Annotated in this window: 23 protein-coding genes and 1 pseudogene; 15 read left to right on the top strand and 9 right to left on the bottom strand. The window is 39.3% G+C overall.

Going from position 1 to position 25,218, the window contains the following annotated elements; translation table 11 throughout:
- Window positions 1-196, bottom strand: a pseudogene (locus A9970_RS12745) (hypothetical protein); the annotation flags it as partial.
- A gap of 502 nt (window positions 197-698) precedes the next feature.
- On the opposite strand from A9970_RS12745, the gene A9970_RS12750 reads away from it, so the two are divergent.
- From A9970_RS12750 to A9970_RS12760, 3 genes are read left to right on the top strand one after another with little or no spacing between them, the layout of a single operon-like run.
- Window positions 699-1,982 carry a TlpA disulfide reductase family protein gene (locus tag A9970_RS12750; protein ID WP_182982553.1) on the top strand — a complete coding sequence of 428 codons (1,284 nt, stop codon included), beginning with the start codon at window positions 699-701 and terminating at the stop codon, window positions 1,980-1,982.
- Window positions 1,983-1,991: 9 nt separating this feature from the next.
- Window positions 1,992-5,210 (top strand): SusC/RagA family TonB-linked outer membrane protein, encoded by a 3,219-nt coding sequence (locus A9970_RS12755; RefSeq protein WP_182982554.1) that lies wholly within the window; start codon window positions 1,992-1,994, stop codon window positions 5,208-5,210.
- A gap of 3 nt (window positions 5,211-5,213) precedes the next feature.
- Window positions 5,214-6,566 carry a RagB/SusD family nutrient uptake outer membrane protein gene (locus A9970_RS12760; RefSeq protein WP_182982555.1) on the top strand — a complete coding sequence of 451 codons (1,353 nt, stop codon included), beginning with the start codon at window positions 5,214-5,216 and terminating at the stop codon, window positions 6,564-6,566.
- A gap of 56 nt (window positions 6,567-6,622) precedes the next feature.
- Here the strand turns inward: A9970_RS12760 and A9970_RS12765 are convergent, their stop codons facing one another.
- The 4 genes from A9970_RS12765 to A9970_RS12780 form a co-directional block, all read right to left on the bottom strand.
- Complete coding sequence (locus A9970_RS12765) at window positions 6,623-7,006, bottom strand: hypothetical protein (protein ID WP_182982556.1); 384 nt, start codon at window positions 7,004-7,006, stop codon at window positions 6,623-6,625.
- Window positions 7,000-7,860, bottom strand: coding sequence for a MauE/DoxX family redox-associated membrane protein (locus tag A9970_RS12770; RefSeq protein ID WP_182982557.1), 861 nt, complete (start codon window positions 7,858-7,860; stop codon window positions 7,000-7,002). The genes A9970_RS12765 and A9970_RS12770 overlap by 7 nt, the downstream gene beginning before the upstream one ends.
- A gap of 268 nt (window positions 7,861-8,128) precedes the next feature.
- On the bottom strand, window positions 8,129-9,214 hold the full coding sequence (locus A9970_RS12775; protein WP_182982558.1) for a hypothetical protein: 1,086 nt from the start codon (window positions 9,212-9,214) through the stop codon (window positions 8,129-8,131).
- The gene (locus tag A9970_RS12780) at window positions 9,211-9,906 is read right to left on the bottom strand and encodes a hypothetical protein (RefSeq protein WP_182329666.1); all 696 of its coding nucleotides are present in this window, start codon (window positions 9,904-9,906) and stop codon (window positions 9,211-9,213) included. Before A9970_RS12780 ends, A9970_RS12775 begins: the two co-directional genes overlap by 4 nt.
- A gap of 365 nt (window positions 9,907-10,271) precedes the next feature.
- Here A9970_RS12780 and A9970_RS12785 point away from each other — a divergent pair, with 365 nt between their 5' ends.
- The 3 genes from A9970_RS12785 (at window position 10,272) to A9970_RS12795 (ending at window position 11,917) form a co-directional block, all read left to right on the top strand.
- A complete protein-coding gene (locus A9970_RS12785) occupies window positions 10,272-11,327 on the top strand; it encodes a hypothetical protein (protein ID WP_182982559.1) in 1,056 nt (351 codons plus the stop codon).
- Window positions 11,328-11,337: 10 nt separating this feature from the next.
- Window positions 11,338-11,646, top strand: a complete 309-nt coding sequence (locus tag A9970_RS12790; protein WP_182982560.1) for a hypothetical protein — start codon at window positions 11,338-11,340, stop codon at window positions 11,644-11,646.
- Window positions 11,647-11,743: 97 nt separating this feature from the next.
- Window positions 11,744-11,917, top strand: coding sequence for a hypothetical protein (locus A9970_RS12795; RefSeq protein ID WP_182982561.1), 174 nt, complete (start codon window positions 11,744-11,746; stop codon window positions 11,915-11,917).
- 6 nt (window positions 11,918-11,923) lie between these two features.
- Here A9970_RS12795 and A9970_RS12800 read toward each other — a convergent pair whose 3' ends face one another.
- The gene (locus tag A9970_RS12800; protein WP_182982562.1) at window positions 11,924-13,177 is read right to left on the bottom strand and encodes a S41 family peptidase; all 1,254 of its coding nucleotides are present in this window, start codon (window positions 13,175-13,177) and stop codon (window positions 11,924-11,926) included.
- Between the two features lie 121 nt (window positions 13,178-13,298).
- Window positions 13,299-13,925 (bottom strand): outer membrane beta-barrel protein, encoded by a 627-nt coding sequence (locus A9970_RS12805; RefSeq protein ID WP_182982563.1) that lies wholly within the window; start codon window positions 13,923-13,925, stop codon window positions 13,299-13,301.
- Window positions 13,926-14,341: 416 nt separating this feature from the next.
- On the opposite strand from A9970_RS12805, the gene A9970_RS12810 reads away from it, so the two are divergent.
- The 3 genes from A9970_RS12810 to A9970_RS12820 all read left to right on the top strand — a co-directional run bounded on the left by A9970_RS12810 (window position 14,342) and on the right by A9970_RS12820 (window position 16,282).
- Window positions 14,342-14,884: a hypothetical protein gene (locus A9970_RS12810; RefSeq protein WP_182982564.1), complete on the top strand. Its 543-nt coding sequence runs from the start codon at window positions 14,342-14,344 to the stop codon at window positions 14,882-14,884.
- 566 nt (window positions 14,885-15,450) lie between these two features.
- Entirely contained in the window at window positions 15,451-15,735 is a 285-nt protein-coding gene (locus tag A9970_RS12815) for a hypothetical protein (protein ID WP_182982565.1), read from the top strand.
- 103 nt (window positions 15,736-15,838) lie between these two features.
- The gene (locus A9970_RS12820) at window positions 15,839-16,282 is read left to right on the top strand and encodes a hypothetical protein (protein ID WP_182982566.1); all 444 of its coding nucleotides are present in this window, start codon (window positions 15,839-15,841) and stop codon (window positions 16,280-16,282) included.
- Window positions 16,283-16,340: 58 nt separating this feature from the next.
- On the opposite strand, the gene A9970_RS12825 is transcribed toward A9970_RS12820, so the two are convergent.
- On the bottom strand, window positions 16,341-17,651 hold the full coding sequence (locus A9970_RS12825) for a hypothetical protein (RefSeq protein ID WP_182982567.1): 1,311 nt from the start codon (window positions 17,649-17,651) through the stop codon (window positions 16,341-16,343).
- A 76-nt stretch (window positions 17,652-17,727) separates the two neighbouring features.
- Here A9970_RS12825 and A9970_RS12830 point away from each other — a divergent pair, with 76 nt between their 5' ends.
- The gene (locus A9970_RS12830) at window positions 17,728-18,234 is read left to right on the top strand and encodes a hypothetical protein (protein WP_182982568.1); all 507 of its coding nucleotides are present in this window, start codon (window positions 17,728-17,730) and stop codon (window positions 18,232-18,234) included.
- 44 nt (window positions 18,235-18,278) lie between these two features.
- On the opposite strand, the gene A9970_RS12835 is transcribed toward A9970_RS12830, so the two are convergent.
- Window positions 18,279-18,737, bottom strand: coding sequence for a hypothetical protein (locus A9970_RS12835; RefSeq protein WP_182982569.1), 459 nt, complete (start codon window positions 18,735-18,737; stop codon window positions 18,279-18,281).
- Window positions 18,738-19,048: 311 nt separating this feature from the next.
- On the opposite strand from A9970_RS12835, the gene A9970_RS12840 reads away from it, so the two are divergent.
- From A9970_RS12840 to A9970_RS12860, 5 genes are all read left to right on the top strand, one after another.
- Window positions 19,049-19,630 (top strand): hypothetical protein, encoded by a 582-nt coding sequence (locus A9970_RS12840; RefSeq protein ID WP_182982570.1) that lies wholly within the window; start codon window positions 19,049-19,051, stop codon window positions 19,628-19,630.
- A gap of 108 nt (window positions 19,631-19,738) precedes the next feature.
- Window positions 19,739-20,020, top strand: a complete 282-nt coding sequence (locus A9970_RS12845) for a hypothetical protein (RefSeq protein ID WP_159729418.1) — start codon at window positions 19,739-19,741, stop codon at window positions 20,018-20,020.
- Between the two features lie 206 nt (window positions 20,021-20,226).
- A complete protein-coding gene (locus A9970_RS12850) occupies window positions 20,227-20,859 on the top strand; it encodes a hypothetical protein (RefSeq protein ID WP_182982571.1) in 633 nt (210 codons plus the stop codon).
- 225 nt (window positions 20,860-21,084) lie between these two features.
- Window positions 21,085-21,441, top strand: coding sequence for a hypothetical protein (locus A9970_RS12855; protein ID WP_182982572.1), 357 nt, complete (start codon window positions 21,085-21,087; stop codon window positions 21,439-21,441).
- 392 nt (window positions 21,442-21,833) lie between these two features.
- Window positions 21,834-25,217 (top strand): hypothetical protein, encoded by a 3,384-nt coding sequence (locus A9970_RS12860; protein WP_182982573.1) that lies wholly within the window; start codon window positions 21,834-21,836, stop codon window positions 25,215-25,217.
- Window position 25,218 lies beyond the last annotated feature (1 nt).

A 25,218-nucleotide genomic window follows, 5' to 3' on the forward strand; every position in this document is an offset into this window, starting at 1 on the left:
GCTCCAGATTGCTTTCCCACTGCTGGTACCATTTCATAAAATACCGCGGAGTGGCTTCCCCCGGAAGATTGTACTTCTGGGCAAGTTGCGAATAACTCAGCTTGCCCGCAAGGTATTCTCTGGAAACGAGGATTTTGAAGCTATCGCTGTAAACTTGCTGTCCCCCTGATTTACGTTTTGTCATACGCTTTTTCATAATATTAAATTTAAGATTTTAATATTCGGTTTTTGTAAACCTTTTTCAGGAATGGACAGAAGCTGAGCCAAAGGTCAGTCGAAGAGCGGAAGAGGTATCACATTGTTCGGACTTTTGCCTAATCAACTTCGCCCCAGCTTCTGCCTTTCATGCTATTGGCATCAAGTTTTCATCGGGATCTCATCGGGCCACACCGATCAAAACCCGATGCCGACCCGATGAAAATCCGATGAAATGTAAAAATTCGGCAGGAATTGCTCAAAAGATGGTCGAAGATTTTCAAAAGGTGGGAGATGCTAGATTGACGTATAGAGTAGAATGTGAACGATCTGTTTTAAGGTTCTTTAAGTCGATCTGTAAGGCTTTGGTGTTTCTAGCCAATACTTTGCTTGGATTACTAGGTCCAGTTGTTCAGCGGGCTTTAAAATGCTTTTTATTCGTTGCAGATTATAAGCGTGCATATCGCATGATTTTGACATGCTTGTTTTTATGTTTAGTTTCTATGTTTAGTTTATCAGCTCAGGCGCCCCGCAAGGACAGCGGGGCCGATGGGCTATCCAGTCTCGTTGCCCTAAAACCGGGTGATAAGATCCCGGATGCGGTTTGGAACCAGTCGCTCGAACTCAACTATTTCAATGGCCAAAAGAAGATGATCAAATTCGCTGATCTGAAAGGGAAGCTGATCCTGCTGGATTTTTGGTCCACGGGCTGCCCCAGTTGCATTGAAGGTATTCCCAAAATGGAAATGATCCAGCAGCGTTTTCTGAATAACATACAGGTCATAATGGTCAATAGTAAGCGGAATAAAGATACAGCAAAACGGATAAAGACAAGATTTGAGAAATTTAAAGCTGATTTTAATTTTACGCCCTCTCTACCCACAGTATTAGATGATACCGTGTTTACCGCATTGTTTGCGCATAATACCCTGCCTGCATTGGCGGTAGTTGATGCAAATGGTGCATTTGTCGCCATGACCAGCTCACATTCACTGACTGACAAAAATATTCAGGCTTTGTTGGATGGAAATGCCGTGTTAAAGAACGAAGGCGTTTATAAAAACCTCACTCGGAGTGCTGCTGAGCCGCTACTGGATACTGTGGGCATGTATTACATTTCTGCATTTGGGGGATATAGAAACCATTATTTGCCTGTTTACCCGAATCTGAATCATAAGAATGGGACAACGTTCCTTCAAATGGGCAATCAGAGTCTACAGTTTATGCTCTTTCAAGCCTATGGGCAGGCGCTCAAAGGATTCCGACAAAATGATCTGGTCATAGATGCTCGTCTCGGCAGACAGTTCAAAGAAAAGTTGTTGAATGTAAATAGCACCCAAAATAAGTATTGGTATCAGTTTTATACCGATGACTCGGTATCCCGCCCAAAATTTGCGGATATTTTTTGTCGAGAATTTCAGAACTATTTTAAAATTGCTGTCGCGCGTAAAAGCGACAGCATTGAACTGTATAAAATACGATTCTCCGATAAGATCAAAAACATTCTTACCAGTGGAAAGGCTTCAATTGCACGGTTTCAAGGGATAGGTGAAGAGGCTTTCTATCAGAATATCCCTATCGGTCTGTTTCTGCAGAATCTCTTTTATGCTTTTGATCTTCCGACTGAACTAAAGGAGAAGGAAAATTTTAATATCGATATCACCATACCTGCTGGTTTTGTCCGTTGGACAGAACAAGAAAAGTTATCTTTTCTGAACGAAAGAGGGATAGTGTTTAGTGCTGTGAAAGAATACAGAACTTATCCTTTAGTTTATCCAATCTACTAGTCCGAAGTAATGAAAGTAGGATTATTAACGCTGCTATGCAGCGTAAGTATCTTGCTGGGCAAGGCTCAGCAAGTGCAACGTATGGAGATTAAAGGACGCGTACTAAATAGTACGGATAGATCTCCTGTGCCAAATGCCAATATTCGCGTGATCAATAAACAGCAGGTAACGCGTACTGATGACAAGGGGCAGTTTGTTGTAAATGGTATTGTCGATAGGGACTCGTTGGCAGTCAGTTCGGTAGGATACCACAGCCGCACCGTGGCCGGAGGTTATTTTAGAGATAATGCAGTGATATTGCTTCAAAAGGAAGAAAACTATTTGCAGGAGGTACAGGTAAATACCGGCTATCAGACGCTTCGGGCAAACGAAGTCACGGGGGCTATAAATGTAATTTCCCGAAAAATGTTGGATCAGCAGGTAGGTGCCAATATCCTGCAGCGTCTTAACAATGTTGTACCCGCTATTCGCTTTGACAATCAGCCGATCAAAAATGCTATGCAGCAGAAGCTAAATGTTTCTGTTCGGGGACTAAGTACCATTAACGGTAATCTTGATCCTTTAATTGTGCTGGACGGGTTTATCTATGAGGGTGATATTACCAACATAGACCCTGCGATGATTGAATCGGCTACGGTTTTGAAAGATGCCGGGGCGAGTGCAATATGGGGAGCCCGGGCAGGAAACGGTGTAATTGTACTGACCACCAAGAAAGGTATGATAGGTACAAATACCCGCAATAAAACTACGTTTGGAAGTACGATGATCTTTAAAGATCGCCCAAATCTGTCGCAGCTATATCAGGTTCCGAATGCCGATTTTATAGCTATTGAAAAGATGCTGTTCGATGGGGGACATTATGATGTTTTTCTACAATCATTTCCTTATGTAGCAATGACCCCCGTAATTGATATTTTGGACCGTACAAAAAATGGAAAGATTTCGTCATTGGATTCCGCAGAGGCAATCAATAACCTCTTGGCGCAGGACGGTTTGAAGAATTATTCAGACGCTTTTTATAGATCACCGATGTCCATGCAGTATAACTTGCATATCGCTGGTGGCAATGCAAAAAACAGTTATGGGTTAGGATTAGGCTACACGAAAACAACAACTGAATTGGATAGCCGAAATAGAAAATGGAATCTGCTATTTTCAAATAGTTATCGTCCGATCGCAAACTTGCAGGTCGATCTGAATGTGAACTATACCGATCATAGGGATCAATCGGGGAGACCTGATTATTCCAGCCTGAGCTATGGTAGCAAATCGGTTCCCTATATGCAGTTCTTTGATAATAACGGTAAGGAAATATCGTTTGACGGGGATTTTAGAAGGTCGTATCTCGACCAGAATTTTGGTGCTAATTATTTAGACTGGTCTTACTATCCGCTGTCGGAATATAACTATTCGAAGACTACCAAAAACTTGAATGAGCTCTTTGCATCGGCCGGTATATCTTATCAGATCTTGCCCTACCTCAAGTTTACCGCTTCAGGACAATATCAAAAGCAGGCCTCCAAGAGTGAGTTTTTAAGTGAAATGGAAAGTTATAGTGCTCGACTGTTGATCAATAAATTTACACAGGTGGATCCGGTGACTGGAAAAGTAAGCTATCCGGTGCCGCGTGCGGGAATTAACAAAATTGGTGAAAGTGAGGGGCAGTCGTACACGGTGCGTAGTCAGCTCACTTTAGATAAACGATTGAGTGCGCATCACTTAATCGGCATCTTTGGTGCTGAGATGCGGCAGAATACACAGAGCGGAACAGCCTATACTGTGTATGGATACAACAGCATCCCCCTGACGTCGCAGGCTGTAGACTTTATAAACCTTTACCGCACCAGTCCTGATGCACTATTACAGACAATAGGGGGAAGTCCGGATTTCACAAAAACGGTCAATAGGTTTGTTTCGACATACATCAATTTTTCTGATATATGGAAGGAGAAATATGGCATTTCTTTCAGTTTTAGGCAGGATGGAGCCAATATATTTGGAGCCAATACAAATGATAAATGGTCACCCCTATGGTCTGTGGGTGGTTTTTGGGATCTCGGCAAAGAGCAGTTTATGGAGCTGCCTTGGTTGGATAATCTCAAGCTCAGAGCCACATTTGGTTACAGTGGTAACGTTGATCTGACCAGGACGCCCGAACCCATTGCAAATATTGAGACCGCTCGTTATACGAATTACCCCATGTTGAATATCCGAAACCTAAATGATCCTTCGCTCCGATGGGAGAAGGTCGGAACTTTCAATCTAGGGCTGGATTATGCTTTATTTAAAAACCGGATCTCGGGCAGTGTTGACTATTATGTGAAAAATGGAAAAGACCTGTATGGTACCACAGATTATGATTACACAACCTGGGGAGCACAGGCAACAGTAGTCAAAAATGTCGGCGCCATGCGTGGTCATGGACTCGACCTCGCTTTGAATAGTATCAATACAATCAATAGGCTCAAATGGAGTACGAGTCTGGTATTAAGCCTGAATAAAAACAAAACGACCGCATATTATAGAAGCGTGAACCAAGGGCTCGGCAATTTTCTCGGCAATGGGAATGGCATCACGCCGATAGTAGGAAGACCTTTAAATGCAATAGCGGCTTATCGATGGGCTGGACTGAATGAACAGGGGCAGCCACAGGGATACCTGAACGGTGAAGTCAGTACAGAATATCTCAAGATCAGAAATGCGTCTCTACAGAGCGCTTCGGATTCAGAAAGTATTGTCTTTGTCGGCTCTTCCAAACCTCAGCTGTTTGGCAATCTCATCAATACCTTTGCGTGGAAAGCATTTTCGATGTCTCTTAACATGAGCTTTAAAGCTGATTATTATTTTCAGAAGCCGTCCACCTCTTATTACTCACTCTTCGAGCAGGGCGTGGCTTATCCCGATTTTGAAAATCGCTGGATGAAGCCTGGCGATGAAAAGCAGACCAGCATGCCTAAAATGGAATATCCGATCAATGATAATCTCAGTACATTTTATACCCAATCGGAAATTCATGTACTCAAAGGAGACCATATCCGCTTGGAATATATTAATGCCGCCTGGGAACATAGGCTACCCGGTAAGAACGAAATGAAATTTAGGCTGTATGGGAATATTGCTAACCTAGGTGTAATCTGGAGGACCAATAGGCAACATATTGATCCTGAATTTGCCTATCGTCTAACACCTCCAAAAACATTTTCATTGGGAATTCAAATAGATTATTAAGAGATGAAAACAATAATTATAAGTATAACCCTGGGCTTTGCTACACTAATTTTCGGGGCTTGTGATAAATATTTGGATGTACAATCCAATAATAAATTGGTTGTACCCAAAGAATTGGATGACTTACAGAAACTACTGGACAATGTACGTGTAATGAACAATAATTTTTGTTCACGTGGTGAAAAGGCCTGTGACGATTATTTTATTCCTGAAAGCAATTACAAAGCATTGAATGATGTGGAGAAGCTGGATTATATCTGGGAAGACTCCCAATATAATTTTTCCAACGATTGGTCGAGCATGTACAATGTTGTATATATAGCTAATCTCGTACTGGAGCGTCTTGATAAAATTGATAGAAATGAACAGAATGCTGCAAAATGGGACGGTATTAAAGGCGCAGCCCTATTTTTTCGTGCCAATAGTTATCTCAGTTTGTTATGGACCTATGCCAAGGCCTATCAGCAGAATGCCGCTGAGACGGATCTAGGTATTGTTCTTCGGGAAACATCGGATTTTAATGTGAAATCCGTACGGGCCTCCGTGGAAGATAGCTATAGAAAGGTGATCACAGATCTGGAAGCTTCGATTTCGCTTCTGCCATTGGAACCGGATCATATGGTACAGCCAAGTAAACCAGCTGTATATGGGGTTTTGGCAAGAGCTTATCTGTCGATGCGTCAATATGATCTGGCATTAAAATATGTTGAGCTGTATTTGCAAAGGCGAAACGAGCTACTTGATTATAATAACAGCAATGAAGTGAAGTTGACGGCCTCTTTTCCCTTTAGTTTATTCAATAAAGAGACTACATTTTATATGGAACTGAAGGCAACGATATTGAGTAATGCGTATTCAAATATCGATTCTGTACTCTATCGCTCTTATGATTCCAATGACCTGCGGAAGCAAGCGTATTTTAAAGTGTTAAATAATGTAATCAATTTTAAAGGGCAGTACTCAGGAAGTGCGCTGTTATTTGGCGGCGTGGCTACAGATGAAATATACCTGATCCGGGCGGAATGTCTGGCGCGAGCGGGCAAGTTGGTGGAAGCGCAAGCAGATCTTAATAAACTTTTGGCGACGCGATATAAAGCAGGAACCTATAAACCTTATCTTTTGACGGGGGCGGGCGAGGTGCTGAAATTGATATTAAGTGAAAGACGGAAAGAGCTGGTCTATCGAGGGCTGAGGTGGATGGATATCAAACGATTAAATCTGGAAGGGCAGGAGAGCGTCTTAAAAAGACTAGTCGATGGGAAAGAATACAGGCTTGTGCCCAACGAAAACCGGTATGCATTACCTCTGCCGGCAGATATTGTGAGGATAGCAGGAATTCCTCAAAATCCACGTTAATTTACGATAATAGCGGCCCTGTATAGGGCCACTATTAATTGATGCAAGTCGAATCTCTAATTTCGATTAATCGGATTAAACTGCATAGGGTTAGACCCCGGCTCCAACGATGGAATGTATCCGGAGCTGGTAGATGTCGCTTCGATCGCTATTTTGCTCGAGTCGAAAGAAGTTCCAGAACTGTTAAGGTCTGTTGGATCAACTTGAACTGCACAAGCGAGCTCATCTTGGTTATTACAACTTTTGCCATTAGGAGATGTGCTCCATTGCGACAAATCTTCTACCTGTGTGGGATCCGTTGGAGTCCCGTGAAAATAAACAGTTACAGGAGCTAAACTTTTTCCTGTATAAGCCTCAGCACCTTTAAATGCTGAGAATCCGATAATCATGGCTCCGCCTAATATCATGTAGCCATAATTGTTTAAAAATTTGGTTAGCATAATGCTACCCTCCTTTCTGTACTGCAAGCCAATAATTGATTGGTGAAGTTGTTGGCCTGCAAACTTTTGGTAAATAATTGTTGTCGGTACGGTTCTGTGTACCGATCGTATCTGTATGCCAGGCTGCCTACTATAAGCCTACTGACGGTGTCATATACTGGAGCATGGTCTATGCTGTCTGGCATAAACCAAATTTCATATGTTGGTTTAATTGCTGCGTTTTTATAGCTTACAATTCCTGTTGCTAGAATAAACGTGAGAAAGAGGCCGACAGCGGTCTTGTTGGTTAAATTGCTTTGGCCGTGAAGGAAAACCTTACGATTGAGTATTTGCCCTGCTAGCGATAGACCAAGAATAACGAGGTTAAAGATCAGATGCGCTGTCCACGAGATATGACTGAGAAAGCTGGTACACATACAAGGTTTCTTGTCATATACATCCAGGACGCCAAGGGCAATATAAATCGAAAATAAGGTGATCATGATAGTCGATGCTATCCAGCCCAAATGCTGTAAACGGCGTGCAGGCCACCCAAGCAAAGCTCCGATGCTAATTTCCAGCAGCGGAAGCAGCCAAAAAAGTATTGGCGCAAGGATGCTAATGACCGGTTGTTGCTGTAGCGCAATATGAAATGCACTGAGCTGCCAGAGTTTTTCAATACCTGCATAAACCCAAAAGAGGATCATGGCCGCCCGGAGGATTTTGTAAATTGTTGTATTGGTTTTGTTCGCTTCCATAGCTTTAATTATTTGTACAGCGTCACTTATTATTTTCTCCGCTGTTTTTTTCTTTCCAAAAACAGGGCGCCATACCTGTGCGCCCTGCTCGGGTACAGCGGCCTGATTCAGCGTCAACTTCTACCTCTCGTACGCTTCAAAACAAAGATAGATCGGATATCAGTCGACCGCAGGGGTAGTAAATAGGGCATAGTGAGCCAGCGAATACCGTTCTAAATAGCTGTATGAACGGGGGCGGGGAATTAGAGACGAAATAACTGCTATAAGCATGGCGGAGCAAAATAGCCGACAGAAATGATTTTAAACAAGATTTAAATCTTGGTCAATCCTGCGATTGCAGGGGTAACGTGGGAATACCCCTGCTTTTTAAAATTTGGATGGATTTTTATCCATTTAATTCCGGGAATTTTTCGTGCAATTCATTCAGCATCGTTTTCAATACTTTGCGTAGGTGTACAGCAGCGGGAAATTCGCTGCCTCTGTCCATCTTTGTGAGGCTGTGTATCGAAAGCAGTATGCCTTCCTTGGTTTTCACGAGTTTTGAGAATTCTTCCGCAGCTTCCTTTTTCTCGGACGAGCGCATGACTTTGGCCTTCACACATAAATGTAGCCAGAGTTTGAGCTCCTTGCCATTCAGATTGCTATGGATAAACCGATAGGGAACAGCACTGGATGACTTATCATCTGCCGTTTCCATTTCAATATATTGGCACATCAGCATGAGCAGCGTGCTGCGGTTGGGATCATAGGCAAAGCCTGGGATGGCGGAAAAATGCTGCGGATACCGCAATAGATTGTCGGTAGCGGCCGGGTCAGCTTCGTAGAACTCCTTCCAGCGATTTAAAAAGCCGATATGGTTAAAATTAAAATTGATCATCAAGATCAAAAAGCGAGAAGGCCAGTTTTTATGCTGACGCTCGTCCTGAGCCAGTTGCCTGAGTGCATCGATCAGCTGAACAAGGTAGTGCTGATGATGATATTGTAGGTAGGGTATTTTGCCCCGCTGGAAAAGGCTCTCAATGGCGGAATGCACTTCATCCAGATAAGCTTGGGGAATCTGTTTAAGCCTTAACCTCTCTAAGCTGTCTTCGAGGTGAAGATCTATATATTGCCTGATGCGTTTTTCATGATGCTGCGGTAGCGGTGTCAGAGGATTGATATCTTTCTTAAATAAAAATTCTATACTTTCCAGTAGTTCCTCCACCCGATGAAGCGTGTTGAGTTCCTCGGAAATGGACAGATCGCAGCAGGTGTATAATACTTCATGCAGGCGAAGTAACTGCGTATGGTAGAGCTGTATGCCACGGATCGCCTGATCGGCATGGGTATATTGCCGATGGAGGGCCAGGGCATCGTTCAAATGTTCGGTACAGGCAGAAGCAATGGCTTCCAGTTGTTTGGTTCGGCTGGAAGGGCTGATATGGGCAAAGGTCTCTATTAAAAGCATCAGGGGATATAAGCTTGTGATCATTTGTACCTCCTTTTCATTTCTTTGTGATACCATGGCCAGCCATATACACCCGGATGCAGCGTCATGTTCAGCTTGCCGCCCTCTTTTGCCTGCTCAAAAGTCTTTGGATGTACCTCGACCGGAAATTGGTATTTCTCATCTTCATACGTAAATGACACCAATAATTCATGTATGTCGCAGCAGACTGGGCATTTCTGTACCACTTCGGCTTGGATATAGACCGCTTTGGGGCTATCGACCTTTTGGCAATTATTCATAATAAGGTTCATCCGGATATACCAGGTACAGGCCAGGAGCATCAGTGGAAATTGGATGGCGTAAAGCGTAACCAGATTGGCACGTTTGACGAAAATAATATTGGCCACCGCACAGCTGCCAAGGGCGATGGGGAAGGCATGTTTAAATGCTGGCTTAAGTGGCTGTGAACTCAGCAACAGCTCATAAGGTAAGCGGTCATACACCGCTATACTGCAGATCTGAATGCAGATAAAAAATAGAGCAAAAAGCTGGAGTATGACATGATGGCTACGAATTTCCAAAAAAGGAATCAGCAGGACTAGGACACCGATACTATAAACCTTTAGGTAAAATGCCGACGCTAAAAAGGATCCATATACAGTCACCACGATCGCGATAAAAATCAGGATGTGATTGCGGCTGATCCGTCTGAAAAAATGCATGGGAGGTCTCATACGCAGGGCTGTTAAATCAATGATTTGATATCAAATTAAAATTACCTATAACGCATGCTATTTGGTTTGAATATTATCTTTATTTCAATAAGCGTATGTTTTTCGCATCGAACTCCCTTTTTCTGTAACGAAGCATTCATTTTATACAATAAAGAACGTGTTTATAAGCTAAAAAGGTGTGTTTCTGCGTATTTGGCAGGACACAAAAGGGTGGTTTATCGATCTGATGGTACTGTTTAAAAGAATTAATGGCTAAATTTAGTATACAGAAATTTTTTTAATAGGAGATTTTTGGAAAGCATTAGCCTCGCCTGCATTTATCTATCGATCAGTTCAAGGTTAATCGTTGAAATTAACAGTACATTATGGAAAGTAACCAACAGGTCAAGTATGCTAAAGATACGGAGATGCACGTATATTATCCAGATTTCATCTGGGTGTGGATCGCTTCGTTTCTTTTTGGCGGCATCTGTTGGTATATCGGTGCGGTAACAGCGCTGTCAGGCTGGTTTGATAGCAGACCACTGATTGTAAGTTATCTATTTAATGTAATTATCGCGGCATTGACACTCTTTTATATAAGATGGGGGATCAAGCTGTTGGACAAAAAGAAAAGCTGGCTGCTGCACATGGGCGATCGGCTGGGCACACAGTTCTTTTTCTGTGTACTGCTGCCAACCGTAGCCCTATTTGGTATCCTCAAGCCTGTTGCAGCACCTAAAAGTGAATGGATATGGCTGCCTTTATTGGTGATTTTTGTCTGTATACTGCTTTTTAATCTGCTCTATATCACCTTTTTTTATTGGAGTATTTATCGGAAAAGGGAACGGTACCTGATCCGCTTGGAACGTACTTTACAAAGGCAGAATAACTTAGCTGTCAATGCGGATGCGCAAATTGACGCAGAATCTTTTGATTTGTATGATACTATAGATCCGGCATCGGCCGATGAGACCGGGAAGGAAACAGATGCTGTGGAGGAAATTGATCTGACGCTGCTCAAATCGATAAATCCGGCAGAGGAGGAGTTTGTGATCAACAACAAATACCTCACAAAAAAGATTATGTACACGGAGCTGGGGATATTTCTATTTGAGAAGACCAATAATACGCCTATCGTTAAGCTATACCTAAAAGAAGATATGGAAGATAGCAAAGGCTGCGAGCAGCGTAGCCTGAACGAAATTGTGCGCGATACCCAGGGCTTTGTGCAGAAAATAGACCGACATCACGCGATTCCATTGGACATGATCAAGGCCTGCTATCAAATGAAGGGCGGGCGGCTTCGCATCATTTTGCTTGTACCGTTTGGAGATATCGACAGTTTTGTGGTTTCGTCGACCATTTCCCGCAGGATAAAAGACTGGGTCATGCTCCAGGTACCTATTGAAAAAGAGAATACAATAAATAATAACCTTTAACAGATTGATTATGGAAAGCATGAAAAGCAACACTTGGAAATGCCGGGCCACTGGAAAGGTGGCATTTCCGTCCCGGTTTGATGCCCAATATGCAATGTTCCGGTTTAAATTACGCTCGCGCGTCAAAAATGTCACCAATGGTAAACGCATCAAACACCGTATGGGAAAACCGGCTTGCCGCAGAGCCTACTATTGCAGGCTCTGTAAAGGATACCATATCACCAAATGGAAAAAGGACAATTTTGAGCGTTACAAAAAAACGGCTTTAACCTGGGATGTTTCGTCAAGCATAAGCGATTGGAACTATCTATTGGAGTAGTGTAATAGTTCTCCGCCTGTGTCACCTAGAAATCGAAAAATGAAATGATTGCTGGCCAACTAAAGGAATATTCTTTGAATTTTAATAAATTAGTGGGATGAGATATTTAATAGTCCTATTGTTAGGCTGGTTTACTTGTTATTCGGTCGCTGCACAAAACCAAGCGAAGGGAAATAGTGCCGGTAAAGATGAAAAGACCTATATATTGGTCGCCAATAAGATCAATACCGATTTTGATAGCGATGGCAAGATCAAACTGTCGAGCTGGTAGCTCTTTTTATCGCAGTATTAGTCTACTGCTTATTGGCTTTCCTTTAGGACGCGATCTTTGGGGCCAAATGCTCATTAACGCCTCGTCTTTTCCTTTCATATAATTCTCGATCGTATACTTAATATCTATATCCGGTTTTAAAGGTCCTTTTTTTCCTTTCCATACTTCCCAGTATTTCGTGGAGTAGGCAATCACGATGCCTGATTTTGGTAAACTGAATCCCCTTACTTCTCCGTAATGATTGATTGAACCACTGGTTTCTTCACCAATAAAGGTTGCATTAGAATTTTTCTTCAGTTCAACGGCATTCATCACAGCCGAGGAGAAGGTATTCTTACCTATCAATACAAAAAAGCTGTCTTTTTTATTGAGGTAGCTGTTTTTTATTTGTTCAATAAATGGTGTTAAAATACCGGAATTCCCACCGTTGTTATACCTTAGATCTAGCACAATTTTATTGGGATGTTCGGCATTGATCAATGTGAACAACTCCTGATTGAATTGATCGAAAGGCTGAGCCGGATCTTCCCGGCATGTCGTATAATTAAAATAAAGGATTTTGTGAGTAGCGTCATAATCGTACCAATAGTTCCCTTTTTTCTTCTTTGATAGTAGATTGACTGCCCCAGCTGTTAGGTTTAATTTTTTTAGGTCATTGCCTTTCGATGACGTCAATTTTATCTTACTGATTTTATTGTTCCGGTCAACAAATGTGAATGCAGCTTCTTTGTCCGAATCGATGATGCCAAGGCCTTTTAAAAAAGCCGGATTGTTGATGAAACGGAGCAGGTGATCATTAAAATACGAACGGTTTTCACTTAAGATAGCCTCCTTAAACAAAGCATTAATCTGATTGAAGCTGTGGTTATTGATTGCTACTAATTTGTTCCCCAATAGGGATGCAAAAGCTGGATCTATAGCTGTTATATATACTTCATCATTAAACATATCCAACTGAATGGGAAGTATCCGATTGAATTTTGCTTCAACAAATGTATGCTCATCTTTTATACTTACCATAAGCTTGAAGAGCGCTACGGTGAAGGTCTCATAATTCAACGAATCCGCTTTGCTGGCAATGTCATCTACGAGCTTCTCAAAGGTAGCTTTTGTGGTTTTAGCAAATAGGTTGGTATGTTTGGCGGGCAATGTTCTTTTTAAAAAATCGAGGTCTTCAAGAAAGTCTGCTTTAGTCAAGGTCTGTGAAAAGCCGAAAGTAGAAACCAAAACAAAGAGGATGGTAAATAGTATTTTATTCATGATCATTTAAATGCAACCTGCGGTAAATAATAGTATAATTTTAGGTTTTCCTGTTTATAAAGATATAAATTTTCTTCAGTAGAGAAAATGGAAAAAGAGGCTGTTTGAACTGTGATTTATATTAATTCTTGGCAAACCTATAATTTAATCCAGCCGCAATTCCCAAAACCCGCACACGATCATAATTTCTCTCCGATTGGAAAGGGATGAGTGAGTACATTTTGTAGTGTGGCGACAGCAAGACAGCAAACTGTTGGGATAATGGAACCTTTGCGCCTAGTCCAATATGGAAACCTATGCCATGCTGCTTGTCTACATAACTGTTTGCGTTCTGCTGGAAGTGTAACATAGGCCCCGCATTTGCGTAGAGATATTTTAAAAATTTTACCCTGGCATCTAAAGGGATTTCCCAAATAGAAAGTTCTGAGGAGTATTGGATCCGCTCCACCGAGGGATCGACTATTGCCGATGTTGTCGTTATATTCTGGTGGGAATAGCCCACACCTGCACCAAACGACCATGTTTCATTATAGTGATAGCCTATGCGGAGCAATCCAGCGATATAATTCTTACTGTCGTCGCTACCGGCTCCCATAAGGCCCATCCGAGGTCCAATAGTACGCTCAGCTAGGGGAGTTATAGAAAATTCGATGTCATAATCGCTGCCATTTCTTTGCTGGGCATAGAGATTAGTTCCTGATAAAGTTAAAACGGAAAGAAATATCCTGAAAAGTAAATTTTTAGGCACATGAATGTATGGTTATAGATTTTATAATTGATTTCTTGTTGTTCGTTGTTGCAAATTCGCACTAGAAATATAAACTTATAAGTGTGTCAGATTTTCTTTTGTATTTCGTCAAAATAGGTCTTTTCATAATTTATTTTGATGCTACACCAGTACATACGGAAATAGTATTCGTAATGCTACAATTTTAATAAATATAAGTTAATAGTTCGCGTCAGACACTAAAAGATACAATTTGATCACAAATGATTGGACATTTGCGAGGATAATGTCCCTCAATTGACCAATACATGATAAGCGATTGGAAAATTTATTGAAGCAGTGTAAAAGTTTTCCGCTTGTGTCACCTAGAAATCGAAAAATGAAATGATTGCTGGCCAGCTAAGGTAATATTCTTTGAATTTTAATAAATTAGTAGGATGAGATATTTAATAGTCCTATTGTTAGTCTGGTTCACTTGTTATTCGGTCGCTGCACAAAATCAAGCGAAGGGAAATAGTGCCAGTAAAGATGAAAAGACCTATATATTGGTCGCTAATAAGATCAATACCGATTTTAATTATAAGTTACTGGATGATTTTGAGCAGTCTTTTTCAGCTTTAATCAAGGAAAATAACAGCCGCGAATTAGTATTTAATCCCATAAATGGCAAGTACCATTATTACAAGTTTATAGCCACCTATAAAGGAAGAGGTATCTCACCAGATAGCGATCCGGCCAAGCAGGAGCAAACCTTTCACAATATCTTGATCATCAAAACAGATGACCAACAAAAGATCGTAGATGGATACGAGTTTGTGCTGGAATGGAACGAGAAGCCATTATCATATCCCTTATTTCGGATGAAAGCCTCAGATTTGACCTTGCAGGAAGGTTTATCATTGAAGCAGTTGAATCTAAAAAGAGTGACGGACAATACGGATTTTGATAGCGATGGTAAGATCAAACTGTCGAGCTGGTAGTGCTGTGAGGAGGATTATATAAGCTGTAGAAATATGTTTAAAGCAAGCTTTTTAAATAGTATCTGCTATTTGCTCCTAAAATATGTTGTATTCTTTTTTATCCTTGCATTTATCGGCGACAGATTTCAAAATGCGGTAATTAACAATGCAAATACTTTATCGGAGTTCATGAAACTGTCCTTAGGATATGTACTGTATATCCTATTTTATGTGTTTTTTCTAGTTTTATTATTCAGTATTCCTCTTTGCTTTATACTGCAAATAAAGAGTAAAACTTATTTTATGCTTTCTATGATCGCATTTTTTACCATAGAATATGTTTTGTATACCTATTGGTTTTCCCCAAGCAATAAAATTACGGGGATTTACAATTTGATTATTGGAATGCTGATATTTACTATCTTTTATAAGCGGTTAACTCGTGAGCTGATATGATTAAAATATTGTTATCAATAACGACTTCCATACTTATTTGCATCTCTTGTACACAGAAATTTACTGAAGATAACATTATAGGAGTTTATGTCCCTGAACAATTCGTTAATACAAAAGACACCTTGAACATAATGAAAAATGGTCATTATTCTCGGAAGATTTATAACAGAAATGGAAAACTATTACTGAGTATGAAAGGTGGATGGAACTTCTATAACAAGGATAATAATTCGATCCATTTTAGGCCTTATTTTACAAATTTGGATAGAGATCTTGATGTGTTTCCTGAATTATTAGCAGATACTGCAGGAGGATGGGTGGTGGATTTGGTAAAAGACTATAAGCAGCTTAAATTTTGTATGGAGGATTATCAAGATGACAAAGGTGAGCCGATATGTTATTTAAAAATTAAATAACTTTTGCATTTTGTTAAAATTTATACTGATAGCGTTCATCGTTTTAAGCTCTTGTTCTAGAAATAAGAATACAAAGCGCATTGACTCAAGGATAATTTATGAAATGGCTTATGATGACAGAACAACGCCCTCAAGATTTGATTTTGACTTTTTTGTTCGATGCAAAAATGGCAAAGTCGCTATGATTAATGAACCTGCATTGTGGGGAATTCATCGTGAAAATCCGAAAAACTTGTCTTATGAAAAGTTTTTGGATTTAGCTTTGAACCAAAAAATAGAGGTAGATGATACGCGTATTTTAAGTAGCGCTGATTGTTTTTTATTGGATTCAAAAGTAGCTAATTATTATAAAAGTCATAATTTGGAAGATTTTCTACTCGAATACTTCACCAAGGAAAATAGTGGTTGGAGACTTAAAGATGGATATGCTAAATCACAGCTCATGTCTATAAGTTACTATTGCTTTATCAATAATAAATTTTTGCAGTTTGATGATTATATAGGGATTTATATCCTTGTTGAGCCTAATGAACTGTTTTCAAGATAAAAGATAATAATATCTAAGTGCTCCACGGCTTTGAACAATAAGGTGCTGGAGAATTTAATCAGAAATTACGGTCACTAGGATGCTGCAACCTAGCTTGAAGAGCTATCATCCTTGTTTCCGGGTTGCAGTCATAGTGAAGTTCTTTTTCTATCGTGTCGGAGAGAACGTTGTTATGCAGCAGAACTTCTATGATATCTTTTCTGTGAAGCGCACAATTCATTTTGCTATACAGGATTTCAAGGGGTTTTTTACAGGATTTGGTTTTGTTTTCATTGAAAATATCTGTGTATATCCCTGCCAATCGCTCAATTTCGTGTTCATTTTTTGCCTTTTCGGCGATTTCGGTCAGTAGCTTCGAGTCGCCACTTCTGTAATTAGAAATCAGCAATTCCAAATAGTCTATCGGATTTTTGGCAGTTTGTATTTTGTCCACGGCAAAATCTCTAATGGCTTTGCTTTTTAGATGTTTTAGTGCTTTAATGGCATTTTTAGCTATTCTGTTTTTGCCTGTTCCCTTTTGTTTAGCATAGTCTAAAATGAGTTGGCTATCGTAAGGAAATTTGTGAAAGCCAAAAATATCCAAAAGGCATTCAATATTTTCCTGGTCTGTTTCTTTCAAAAGATGCTTTGCGATAGTGTTTATCTCTTCTTCTGTTAGCTTTCTCATTCTTGCAAAAGAAATACGGGCTTTACTATTTAAAACTTCATCAATGATGTCTTTGTATTTTTGGGGTTTTGTTCGCTGTGCATTCTGGTTTATTACTGTCCGTTGTATGTTGTCAAGGTAAAGACGTATGAACTTATTGGTCCGGGCTTTCTTTTGAAGTTCTTCAGAAACCTGTATGTTTTGGTGTTCTGCTTGAAAATGCTGAATGATGCCATCGTCTTGCCAATCTTCAGGATGTTGTTCAATGTATTTTCCAAATTTCTCGGCAACGTAAAATAAGCCATTTAGTCCGTCAAGTTGTGCTATTTCATAAGCGCCGGCCCAATCAGCTCCGGCGATCGGATTGTTTAAAAAGCGGTCATAAATAGCTTGTTTTGCTTCGGTGTCATTTTGCTGCGCGTAAAGTTTTGCCAGGGCAAACAAATGCGTCAAATTCCAGGTGTCATCCTGTTCCCTTGCCAAACCCTGCAAGACGGCTTTACGGATTTTGTCTTTTTGTTTTGAAATAGAAATAATATCAAAAATATAAGTTGCCCGGTCGCCTTCACATTGTCCGTCATAGGCGAAAATGTTTAATGCTCCTTGTATAATTTGATTTGAAAAGTCAATTTTCGGATGCTCTTTTACGATCAGGTATGCTTCACCTGTTCCGCGTTTCAGCGCATGTAGAAATTGTCGTTTTAGGATTTCTATGTCGGTCATTAATGATTAAAATTAGAAAATTCAGCGCTGAATTACTAATTTTAAAGGGAGGTCTGTTTGCCGAGAGCTTATCTTTATGAATGTTTGGAAAAAAATTGGTGTTTTATTGATCTGCCTACTGATCTTTTTTATGGTTAAAAATCAGTCCGTTGATTTCTTTAAGAAAAGTGATCAATTGGCCGTGTTTGATCAGCTTCCAACCTTAAAACAGGAATGTGCAGTGGATCTTATCGGATTTAGTATGCGGGGTGAATTTTTTGATGTAATACAATATAAGGCAGAAAACGTCCTATTAAAGAAAGATATAAAACCAATTTCAAAATGGGGAAATAGAACTATTGCCGGAGATGCAAAAATTGGACAATGGAGAGAGTGCCCTATTGACGAGGAAACCAAAGCATTATTTTCATTGGAACTGAATAGTACGAATTTCGAAAATAGCTGTTTTCAAGAATTGAATAGAAAGCTCAACCAGCCTGGAAATTTTTATGCCTATATCTATGCTGATTCTGGAGAAAGCTATTTTATGTTTTATACTCCTAAAGGTAATAAACTTGTATATATCAGAAGAAATGGGGTTTAGATGAAACTCAATGATAGGGGACGCGCCTGAATACTGTTTTTAATTTATCGATTATTATCTTCGGCAATGATTTCATCGATATCATTAATAATACGGTTAATGGGTTTTGTAAAATAGCTCTGTGCCAGCTGCACCTTTTTTTCTTTCCCATTTTCATCCTTATAACGCGCGATCAGGGCGACGTTGATTGTGATAAAGCCATATTGTTTAAGCTTGTGGATACTAAAACCCTGTAGGCTCTCCAGGGGAATGGTCACTTCTTTACCCAAAAGTCCCTTACGTGTACGGATCTCCCTATTGTCCATATCAATGATAAAATAGGCTCTAAGCAGGGAAATCATCAAGATAACGACAATACCCAGCATCCACCATTTTAAGGAGGATTCAGGCATTTTGATGAAACCTACTAGGGCCATAATGGAAAATATACCAACCAAAGGAACATAGGTTCCTAACTGGGGTTTCATTTTGTATTCATTTCCGTTTCTTTCGAAATTTTTCATGTGCTTATCTCTAATTTGGCTATATCAATATTCCAATCTGCTGATGCGGTTCTCTGGCATGTTAAATAATCGACTTTAGAGAATATCATTATTTGTTGGTGCATTGCGCCAGATCTTCATTAAATGATTGCATTTTTTTAAGTCTCAAAGTAAATAAAGTTATAAATTTGCTTCAGTAAAAAAAAGGCCAAAAAACCGTTACATTTTTTAATTGTGGATCATTATACAATACCGAACATAAAAAATTGGTATGCGCAAATCTTATAAGCTACACTTACATGAAGGTTGTCCACCCATAATTAGAAATATTTATGATAACGAGCAATAGGACAGATATACTCCCTTACGATAGGAATCATTATAATGACTTCCTTGTTGGCGAGCCTATTTCATCTGTCAACTGGTATGGTGTTTCCTTTCAAGTAAGGGAAAAAGGAAAGGAATTTAATTTAGCTGATTTTATTAGGTTATATGACCCCTGGTTCAAGAAAGTTATATCAACGTTTGAGCGGGGCTCTTCATGGATCATAAATCACGATAAGATAGATCTCGAGTGGTTTCCGAATAATGAGGATAATTTGCGCTCCTTGCGAAACCTGTTCAAGCAAAATGATATTTCAGCTAATTTTAGAGGTGCATTGATTTGTAGCGAAGATCTTTTGATGGAGCTATCAAAGGACTTGATCTCTTATCCCTATGGGTTGTATAAGGAAGAGGGCTTGTTCTATTCGAATATTGATATCTCACATCGTGAATTGCCATTCGTGATAAAAGTATTGGATCATCTGAATATCGATTTATTAAGTACGGATGAAAAGCTGCTGCGCAAAGTTGTCTCTGAAAACAAGTCGGATTCTTTTCTATTAAAGCCCTATAGAGGAACTTCCTTATAGGATCTACCCGAACGATTGAAAAATATTAATGAGTACGATGGACAGTTTATGGAAATAGCATGGATAAGAAAGTACCGCAATTTATTTTAGACCAAGTCAATTTTAAATATGGATAAAAAGGAAACTGTGAATTATGATTCATTGCAGTATGTCAAATATTATGATTCATTGATTCGTCTGGAAGGATATAATCATAAAGTAGTTGTACCCTACGGTGGGATTGGGGTGCATAATCCACAAATGAATACCGTAGTTAGGTATGAGCCAGGTGATGGAGGTATACTAACCCCTGCCAGCCTGCTTCTCCATATAATTTTGATTATTTATTTCTTTGTTAAGATTGTGAAAAATATTTTTAAACTTAAAAATAAACCGAAATATGACGGATAAACTAGCTTTTTTGAATGATTGGGCTCAAATCATTCTCATATTTATGTTTATTGTATATGTATGCTCAGAATTATTGATTTATATACGAAATACGCTGAGAAATAGGTAGTGGTGAAGTTATGGAAAGTCAGAACAATAAACATCGTAAGAAATAAACTTCCGAAACATAGCATTATGAAAATATATTTAAAAATGAGAAGTCAGAAATGAAAAAAACGAAACAGATTCTACATTGTTTGCTAGCCAGCATGATAAGTTGCCTGTTGTTTATATCAAGCTGCAATGGACCTGTTGTTGAAAATAAAAAGATAGACCGCGCATTTAGGACAGACAGTCCTTATATTAAAGTTATCTTTGAAGAAGGACTTATCCAAGATGACAAGTTTAGCTTTTCAACATTTCAGAGAAATATCTTTGATTACGATGCTGTTGCAAAGGCGCATGATAAACTATTAGATAGTGCGGAATGCGACAAGTTGTATAAAACGATATTAAATAAATATCGAACCCAGGGAGATACCGTTAATCGCGATGACAATAAAATGTACCCCTATGGAGACTATAAAATTTACCTAATTACTTCTAAAGACGATATCTTATTGATTAATAATGATAACGATATTTTTTATAAGAGCAAAAACGGCATCGTCACGTTTCGGGATAAGGATTTTGGAGATAAAATCAGATCGCTGATTGACTATTACAATTATTTTGAGAAGGTCGACCTGATCTATTTATCTGGAAATTCAGCATTTTTGGATAAACATAAATATAAGGCCATAAAAAATCCATCAGGTCCACCAAAAACTTATTATGAAGTCGATGTAAAATATAAATAGGAACGTATGGGATTGCGATTGTTACTTCTAGTTTGTGTATCAGCTTTTTTTTGTAGTTGTCATCCTGACGACAAGAAAGTAACGCATGTTATTATTTAATGATGTATATCTTTAATGAAACAGATAATTTCAGGTAGAGAAATCAGTATGAAAGTAATTTATAGTATATTACTAATCGCTATAACAGGATGCACAACTTCCTCTGATAATGGTTGTGAGAAATATATGAAGTATATAAGTGGGCTTCAAACTAATATAATCCTTCAAAAAAAGCCCAAGATAAGATTTGAAGATTTTATCCTTATTGGAATTGACCCTATTACCACGAGGGATACTGTTCAATTGCTGCCCTCCAGGTACTTTGTTCACCTAAATCCTTTATGCGATTTGGGTGATACTATTGTTAAACGTAGCGGGACTTCAATTATTGAACTTCATAAAACAAACATGAAATACGACCTGAAACGATTTGATCTCACGTCAACTTGTGGTGATTATTTAATGAATGGCATGTCCTATGATAAATGGATTGATTTTCAGAGAAGTTATGATAATAAGCAGCATGATCGTATTAATCCATAATGATATCAGTTCGGGGTGTAAAAACTTCTTTCTGCCGTTTGAAGTAGTCTTCTAGAAATTCTTCAAGGGAGGGACTCTTTTTCAGGCCGAGTTTCTGTTTCAATGCTCTCTCGCTGTTTCGCTTCGCATAGGCCGGTTCCCGATTAAAGCTGAAGCTATTCTGACCTTGTATACTCGATCTAAAATTTTGGAATATTGTAATGTTGTAGGTTAAAAAGTTGTATTTTTTAAGAAATTTTATTTAATTTTTATTGTTTAGATAGATTATTGTTTTTATCTTGTAGCTATTGTTAACCATGAGTACTTGTTTGTCGTACTTTTTTTAATCTGTTTATTTTGTCGTAAAGAATCTCGTTTCTTTCGAAATATCGGAGAACTAAAAAATAGTTTTTATGAAAAGTGTAAGTAAAATCCTTTCTACGTTAATTCCTACTATATTTTTTTTAATATTTATGCAAAAGGTTGTTGCTCAGAGTGGCTATGGTTTTCCTGCCGCAGACAATAAATTCTTGGGCAATATCGGTAATATCGGCCAGGGTATTGACGTTGATAGATATTCAGGTAGATTGGTTTTAAATATTCCGCTTACACAGATATCAGGTAAAAGTCAGGTTATACCTGTTCAATTGAGCTATTCTTCAGGCGGTGGAATCAGGCATCAGGAATATTCAGGTGTAGTTGGATTAGGCTGGCAGCTTATAGCGGGTGGAAGCATCACAAGAGTCGTCCGCGCATTACCAGATGAACATACCAAAGGTTATTTGGGCCCCGGGCAACACGGTAAAACGATTCGTGATGCTGCGGTCAATAATACAGCCCTTCATGAAAATTATTTCAATCGAATAACTATTTCAAATGGTCTTAGATATTATGATCAGGTTTATGATTCGGAACCCGATTTATTTTTTGTAAATACGCCTACCTTTTCGTTTCAATTTTCTTTTGATGAAAACGGAAACCCCGTGACTTCAAACAATAGCGCTTTTAAAATTGTCTCGACAAATTTTAATAATTCTTCTAATTATACCAATTCCAGCTTTGTTGTCAAAGACGACCAGGGAAACAGCTATTATTTTGGGGCCACTTTAGGTTATCGAAATACAACTTCAGAAAAACTTTGTGGTGTTCAGACGACATATACCTCCACTTGGTACTTGGAAAGAATCGTTAACGCGGACAATACGGATACGATTTCTTTCTATTATTGGAAACTGGGAAGCTCGGGACAAAAGGAGAAATATTATCAATATAGTTGGGACTATACCACATTAATGTTTACGACAACTGATAATTTACAATTCAACGAATATGTTCAGGAAATGGACAACTATTACTTGGCCAATATAAATACAAAATATGGACGTATTCACTTTTCCTACGAATCAGACCGAAAAGATGTAGAAGGTGGCGCACCGAGATTGAGTACCATAAGTTCATTTGTAAATACGGTGGGAGGTGAGCGCCTCAATCAAAAAATAGTATTCGGGACATCCTATTTTGGATCGGTGGCATCACCTCCAGCTGGTGCAAGATTGTCGGATAGATGTCGATTGAGATTGGATAGTATTCGGGTTTACTCAGGAGAAAAAGATCTGGTTGGACAACGGTATAAGAAATTTGAGTATCAGAATTCGGGTAGTACATTCGACCGAAAGGACAATAATACGGACTATTTTGGATTTCGGACAACATTCCAGAGCGGAGACCCAATGAAGGATCCAGCATTGAGAAAACCACATTCACTGGCAACGGCGGGTACGTATATGCTTTTTAAAATTACGGAACGTACCAACGCTTATACGCAGATCGCCTATGGTTTTAATACGGTTTATCAAAATGATTCACAACCTGCGGATATTTTGGGGGGACTTCGGGTGCAGGAAATTCAGACATTCGAAAGCAGTGTCTCTTCCCTTAAAAGAAGATTTCAGTATGAGTTTGACGGGCGATCCACAGGATCCGTTTATGGTTCAAATTATAGTACACTCTCCTTGATCGCTAATAATGGGAGTTCTTCTATCCAAAAGATCTTTTCTGGATCATTAGCTAATTATTCGGATCTGAACGGCTATTTTGTTGGATATGCTCGTGTCCGGGAGATTAATGCCAACAATTCATATTCAGATTACAATTACCAGGACTTTAAGTCATATCCTGATAAATTAACCACGTATCAGTCGGGATCCACTGTTTTTTTTGGAGGGGTTTTAACAGGGTCTTCCATCAGTTATGCACATAAGCGTGCACTGCTGTCCAGGATTAGCCATTATAATAGTGCAAACAAATTGTTGAACCAGTCAGATTACGAGTATCTTGCATTGAATGCAAACGAAATACGGGCTAGTTATGGTGTGGTCAGCCGTGTCACGGGAGCTTCGATTGCTGGGCAGTCCGGATATATTGGCCATAGCTCCTTGTATTTTACGCCTATCGAAAATTATAGATTGGCAAATGTGATCAATAGAGCATATGACGAGAGCACGAGTGATACCTCTAAAAATGTCTCACAGAGCACAACGTATGCTTACCATACAAATAAAAACTATATCCGGTCCATCGAAACAAAGGACTCGAAAGCAGTCGTGAAGAAAAAGACACTTTATTATCCAGAAGACGGTAACAACATTCCGATGGTCAATACTGCCGAAGTAAATACCCTGAATACACTGAAAGGACAGAATATTCTCGGCGTTATTGTACATGAGTCGCAACAGCTTGCCCAAAATGAATTATTACATACCCATAACATTTTTCAGGCACCATTTAAGCTAATGAGCACAACGAATTACCGAAAGATTACAGCTGGATCCATAGACCATAAAGTTGCGCAACAATTAAATTTTTATGAAAGTGGTAGTAACAGGCTTGCGATGACGCAATCAAATAATGGAATTTATAGTTCTATCGGCTATGATGACTATGATCGGGTTTCGGTAGAGATCAACAACGCCATGGCGCTTCCTTTAACTGGAACTGCACCCGGTAAGTATTATGAGTTTTATTACGAAGGATTTGAAAGTCAGGCTTCGGTAGCCAGCTATGCTGGTTTGGGGTCGGGGCAGACCAATTTTACCGTGCCTTTCGCAGCTACTGCTTCTCGAAAATATTTGATCGACTATTGGTATTTGAATGCGAATGGTACATGGGCCTATGTGAAGAAACCTTATTCAAATAATATGATTCTGACTGAAGGCACAAGGATTGATGAGGTACGGGTTTATCCTGAGGACGCACAGATAAAGACGGTTGGTTACAATGAGCTGGGACTAAAAACTAGTGAATCCAATACTTTTGGACAGACCGTTTTTTACAAGTATGATATGTATAATCGCCTTCAGCTTGTTATGGATCAGGATAATAATATTTTAAAAAGCTATTGCTATAATATCGGTGGTGAGCGGGTGGATTGTTTTGCGAATCTTGTAGAGGAAACTAATAGAGATTGTAATGTTCAGGCAGTTTCAGGTTGGGATCTTATCTCCCGTTATATTTACAAATCCAATACGGAGTTCAAGATCAATTATATTGCCCTCGGACTTCAGGGTACTATCTATTACTCAAGCTCGGATTGGTATTCTAATGGTATTGTGGTCGCAAATATTCTTGAAGATTGTCGCCCGATTTCCATATTAACACAGCGCACCTCACTGGACGGTCGGGAGTATGAATTTACGGTACATCCAAATGGTGATATCAAAATCCGTTTGACCAATTCTACCTCATCTATTCCGCAGCCGGGTTACTTGGGGACATTTAACAATATTGTGTTTCAGTAAA

The sequence above is a fragment of the Sphingobacterium sp. UME9 genome, assembly GCF_014170215.1.
Lineage (GTDB): Bacteria > Bacteroidota > Bacteroidia > Sphingobacteriales > Sphingobacteriaceae > Sphingobacterium > Sphingobacterium paramultivorum.

Coding starts and splice junctions, on each gene's coding strand:
- A9970_RS12750 (WP_182982553.1), top strand. CDS start 699: ATGTTTAGTTTATCAGCTCAGGCGCCCCGCAAGGACAGCGGGGCCGAT.
- A9970_RS12755 (WP_182982554.1), top strand. CDS start 1,992: ATGAAAGTAGGATTATTAACGCTGCTATGCAGCGTAAGTATCTTGCTG.
- A9970_RS12760 (WP_182982555.1), top strand. CDS start 5,214: ATGAAAACAATAATTATAAGTATAACCCTGGGCTTTGCTACACTAATT.
- A9970_RS12765 (WP_182982556.1), bottom strand. CDS start 7,006: ATGCTAACCAAATTTTTAAACAATTATGGCTACATGATATTAGGCGGA.
- A9970_RS12775 (WP_182982558.1), bottom strand. CDS start 9,214: ATGATCACAAGCTTATATCCCCTGATGCTTTTAATAGAGACCTTTGCC.
- A9970_RS12780 (WP_182329666.1), bottom strand. CDS start 9,906: ATGAGACCTCCCATGCATTTTTTCAGACGGATCAGCCGCAATCACATC.
- A9970_RS12785 (WP_182982559.1), top strand. CDS start 10,272: ATGGAAAGTAACCAACAGGTCAAGTATGCTAAAGATACGGAGATGCAC.
- A9970_RS12790 (WP_182982560.1), top strand. CDS start 11,338: ATGGAAAGCATGAAAAGCAACACTTGGAAATGCCGGGCCACTGGAAAG.
- A9970_RS12795 (WP_182982561.1), top strand. CDS start 11,744: ATGAGATATTTAATAGTCCTATTGTTAGGCTGGTTTACTTGTTATTCG.
- A9970_RS12800 (WP_182982562.1), bottom strand. CDS start 13,177: ATGAATAAAATACTATTTACCATCCTCTTTGTTTTGGTTTCTACTTTC.
- A9970_RS12810 (WP_182982564.1), top strand. CDS start 14,342: ATGAGATATTTAATAGTCCTATTGTTAGTCTGGTTCACTTGTTATTCG.
- A9970_RS12815 (WP_182982565.1), top strand. CDS start 15,451: ATGAAAAATGGTCATTATTCTCGGAAGATTTATAACAGAAATGGAAAA.
- A9970_RS12820 (WP_182982566.1), top strand. CDS start 15,839: ATGGCTTATGATGACAGAACAACGCCCTCAAGATTTGATTTTGACTTT.
- A9970_RS12825 (WP_182982567.1), bottom strand. CDS start 17,651: ATGACCGACATAGAAATCCTAAAACGACAATTTCTACATGCGCTGAAA.
- A9970_RS12830 (WP_182982568.1), top strand. CDS start 17,728: ATGAATGTTTGGAAAAAAATTGGTGTTTTATTGATCTGCCTACTGATC.
- A9970_RS12835 (WP_182982569.1), bottom strand. CDS start 18,737: ATGAAAAATTTCGAAAGAAACGGAAATGAATACAAAATGAAACCCCAG.
- A9970_RS12840 (WP_182982570.1), top strand. CDS start 19,049: ATGATAACGAGCAATAGGACAGATATACTCCCTTACGATAGGAATCAT.
- A9970_RS12845 (WP_159729418.1), top strand. CDS start 19,739: ATGGATAAAAAGGAAACTGTGAATTATGATTCATTGCAGTATGTCAAA.
- A9970_RS12850 (WP_182982571.1), top strand. CDS start 20,227: ATGAAAAAAACGAAACAGATTCTACATTGTTTGCTAGCCAGCATGATA.
- A9970_RS12855 (WP_182982572.1), top strand. CDS start 21,085: ATGAAGTATATAAGTGGGCTTCAAACTAATATAATCCTTCAAAAAAAG.
- A9970_RS12860 (WP_182982573.1), top strand. CDS start 21,834: ATGAAAAGTGTAAGTAAAATCCTTTCTACGTTAATTCCTACTATATTT.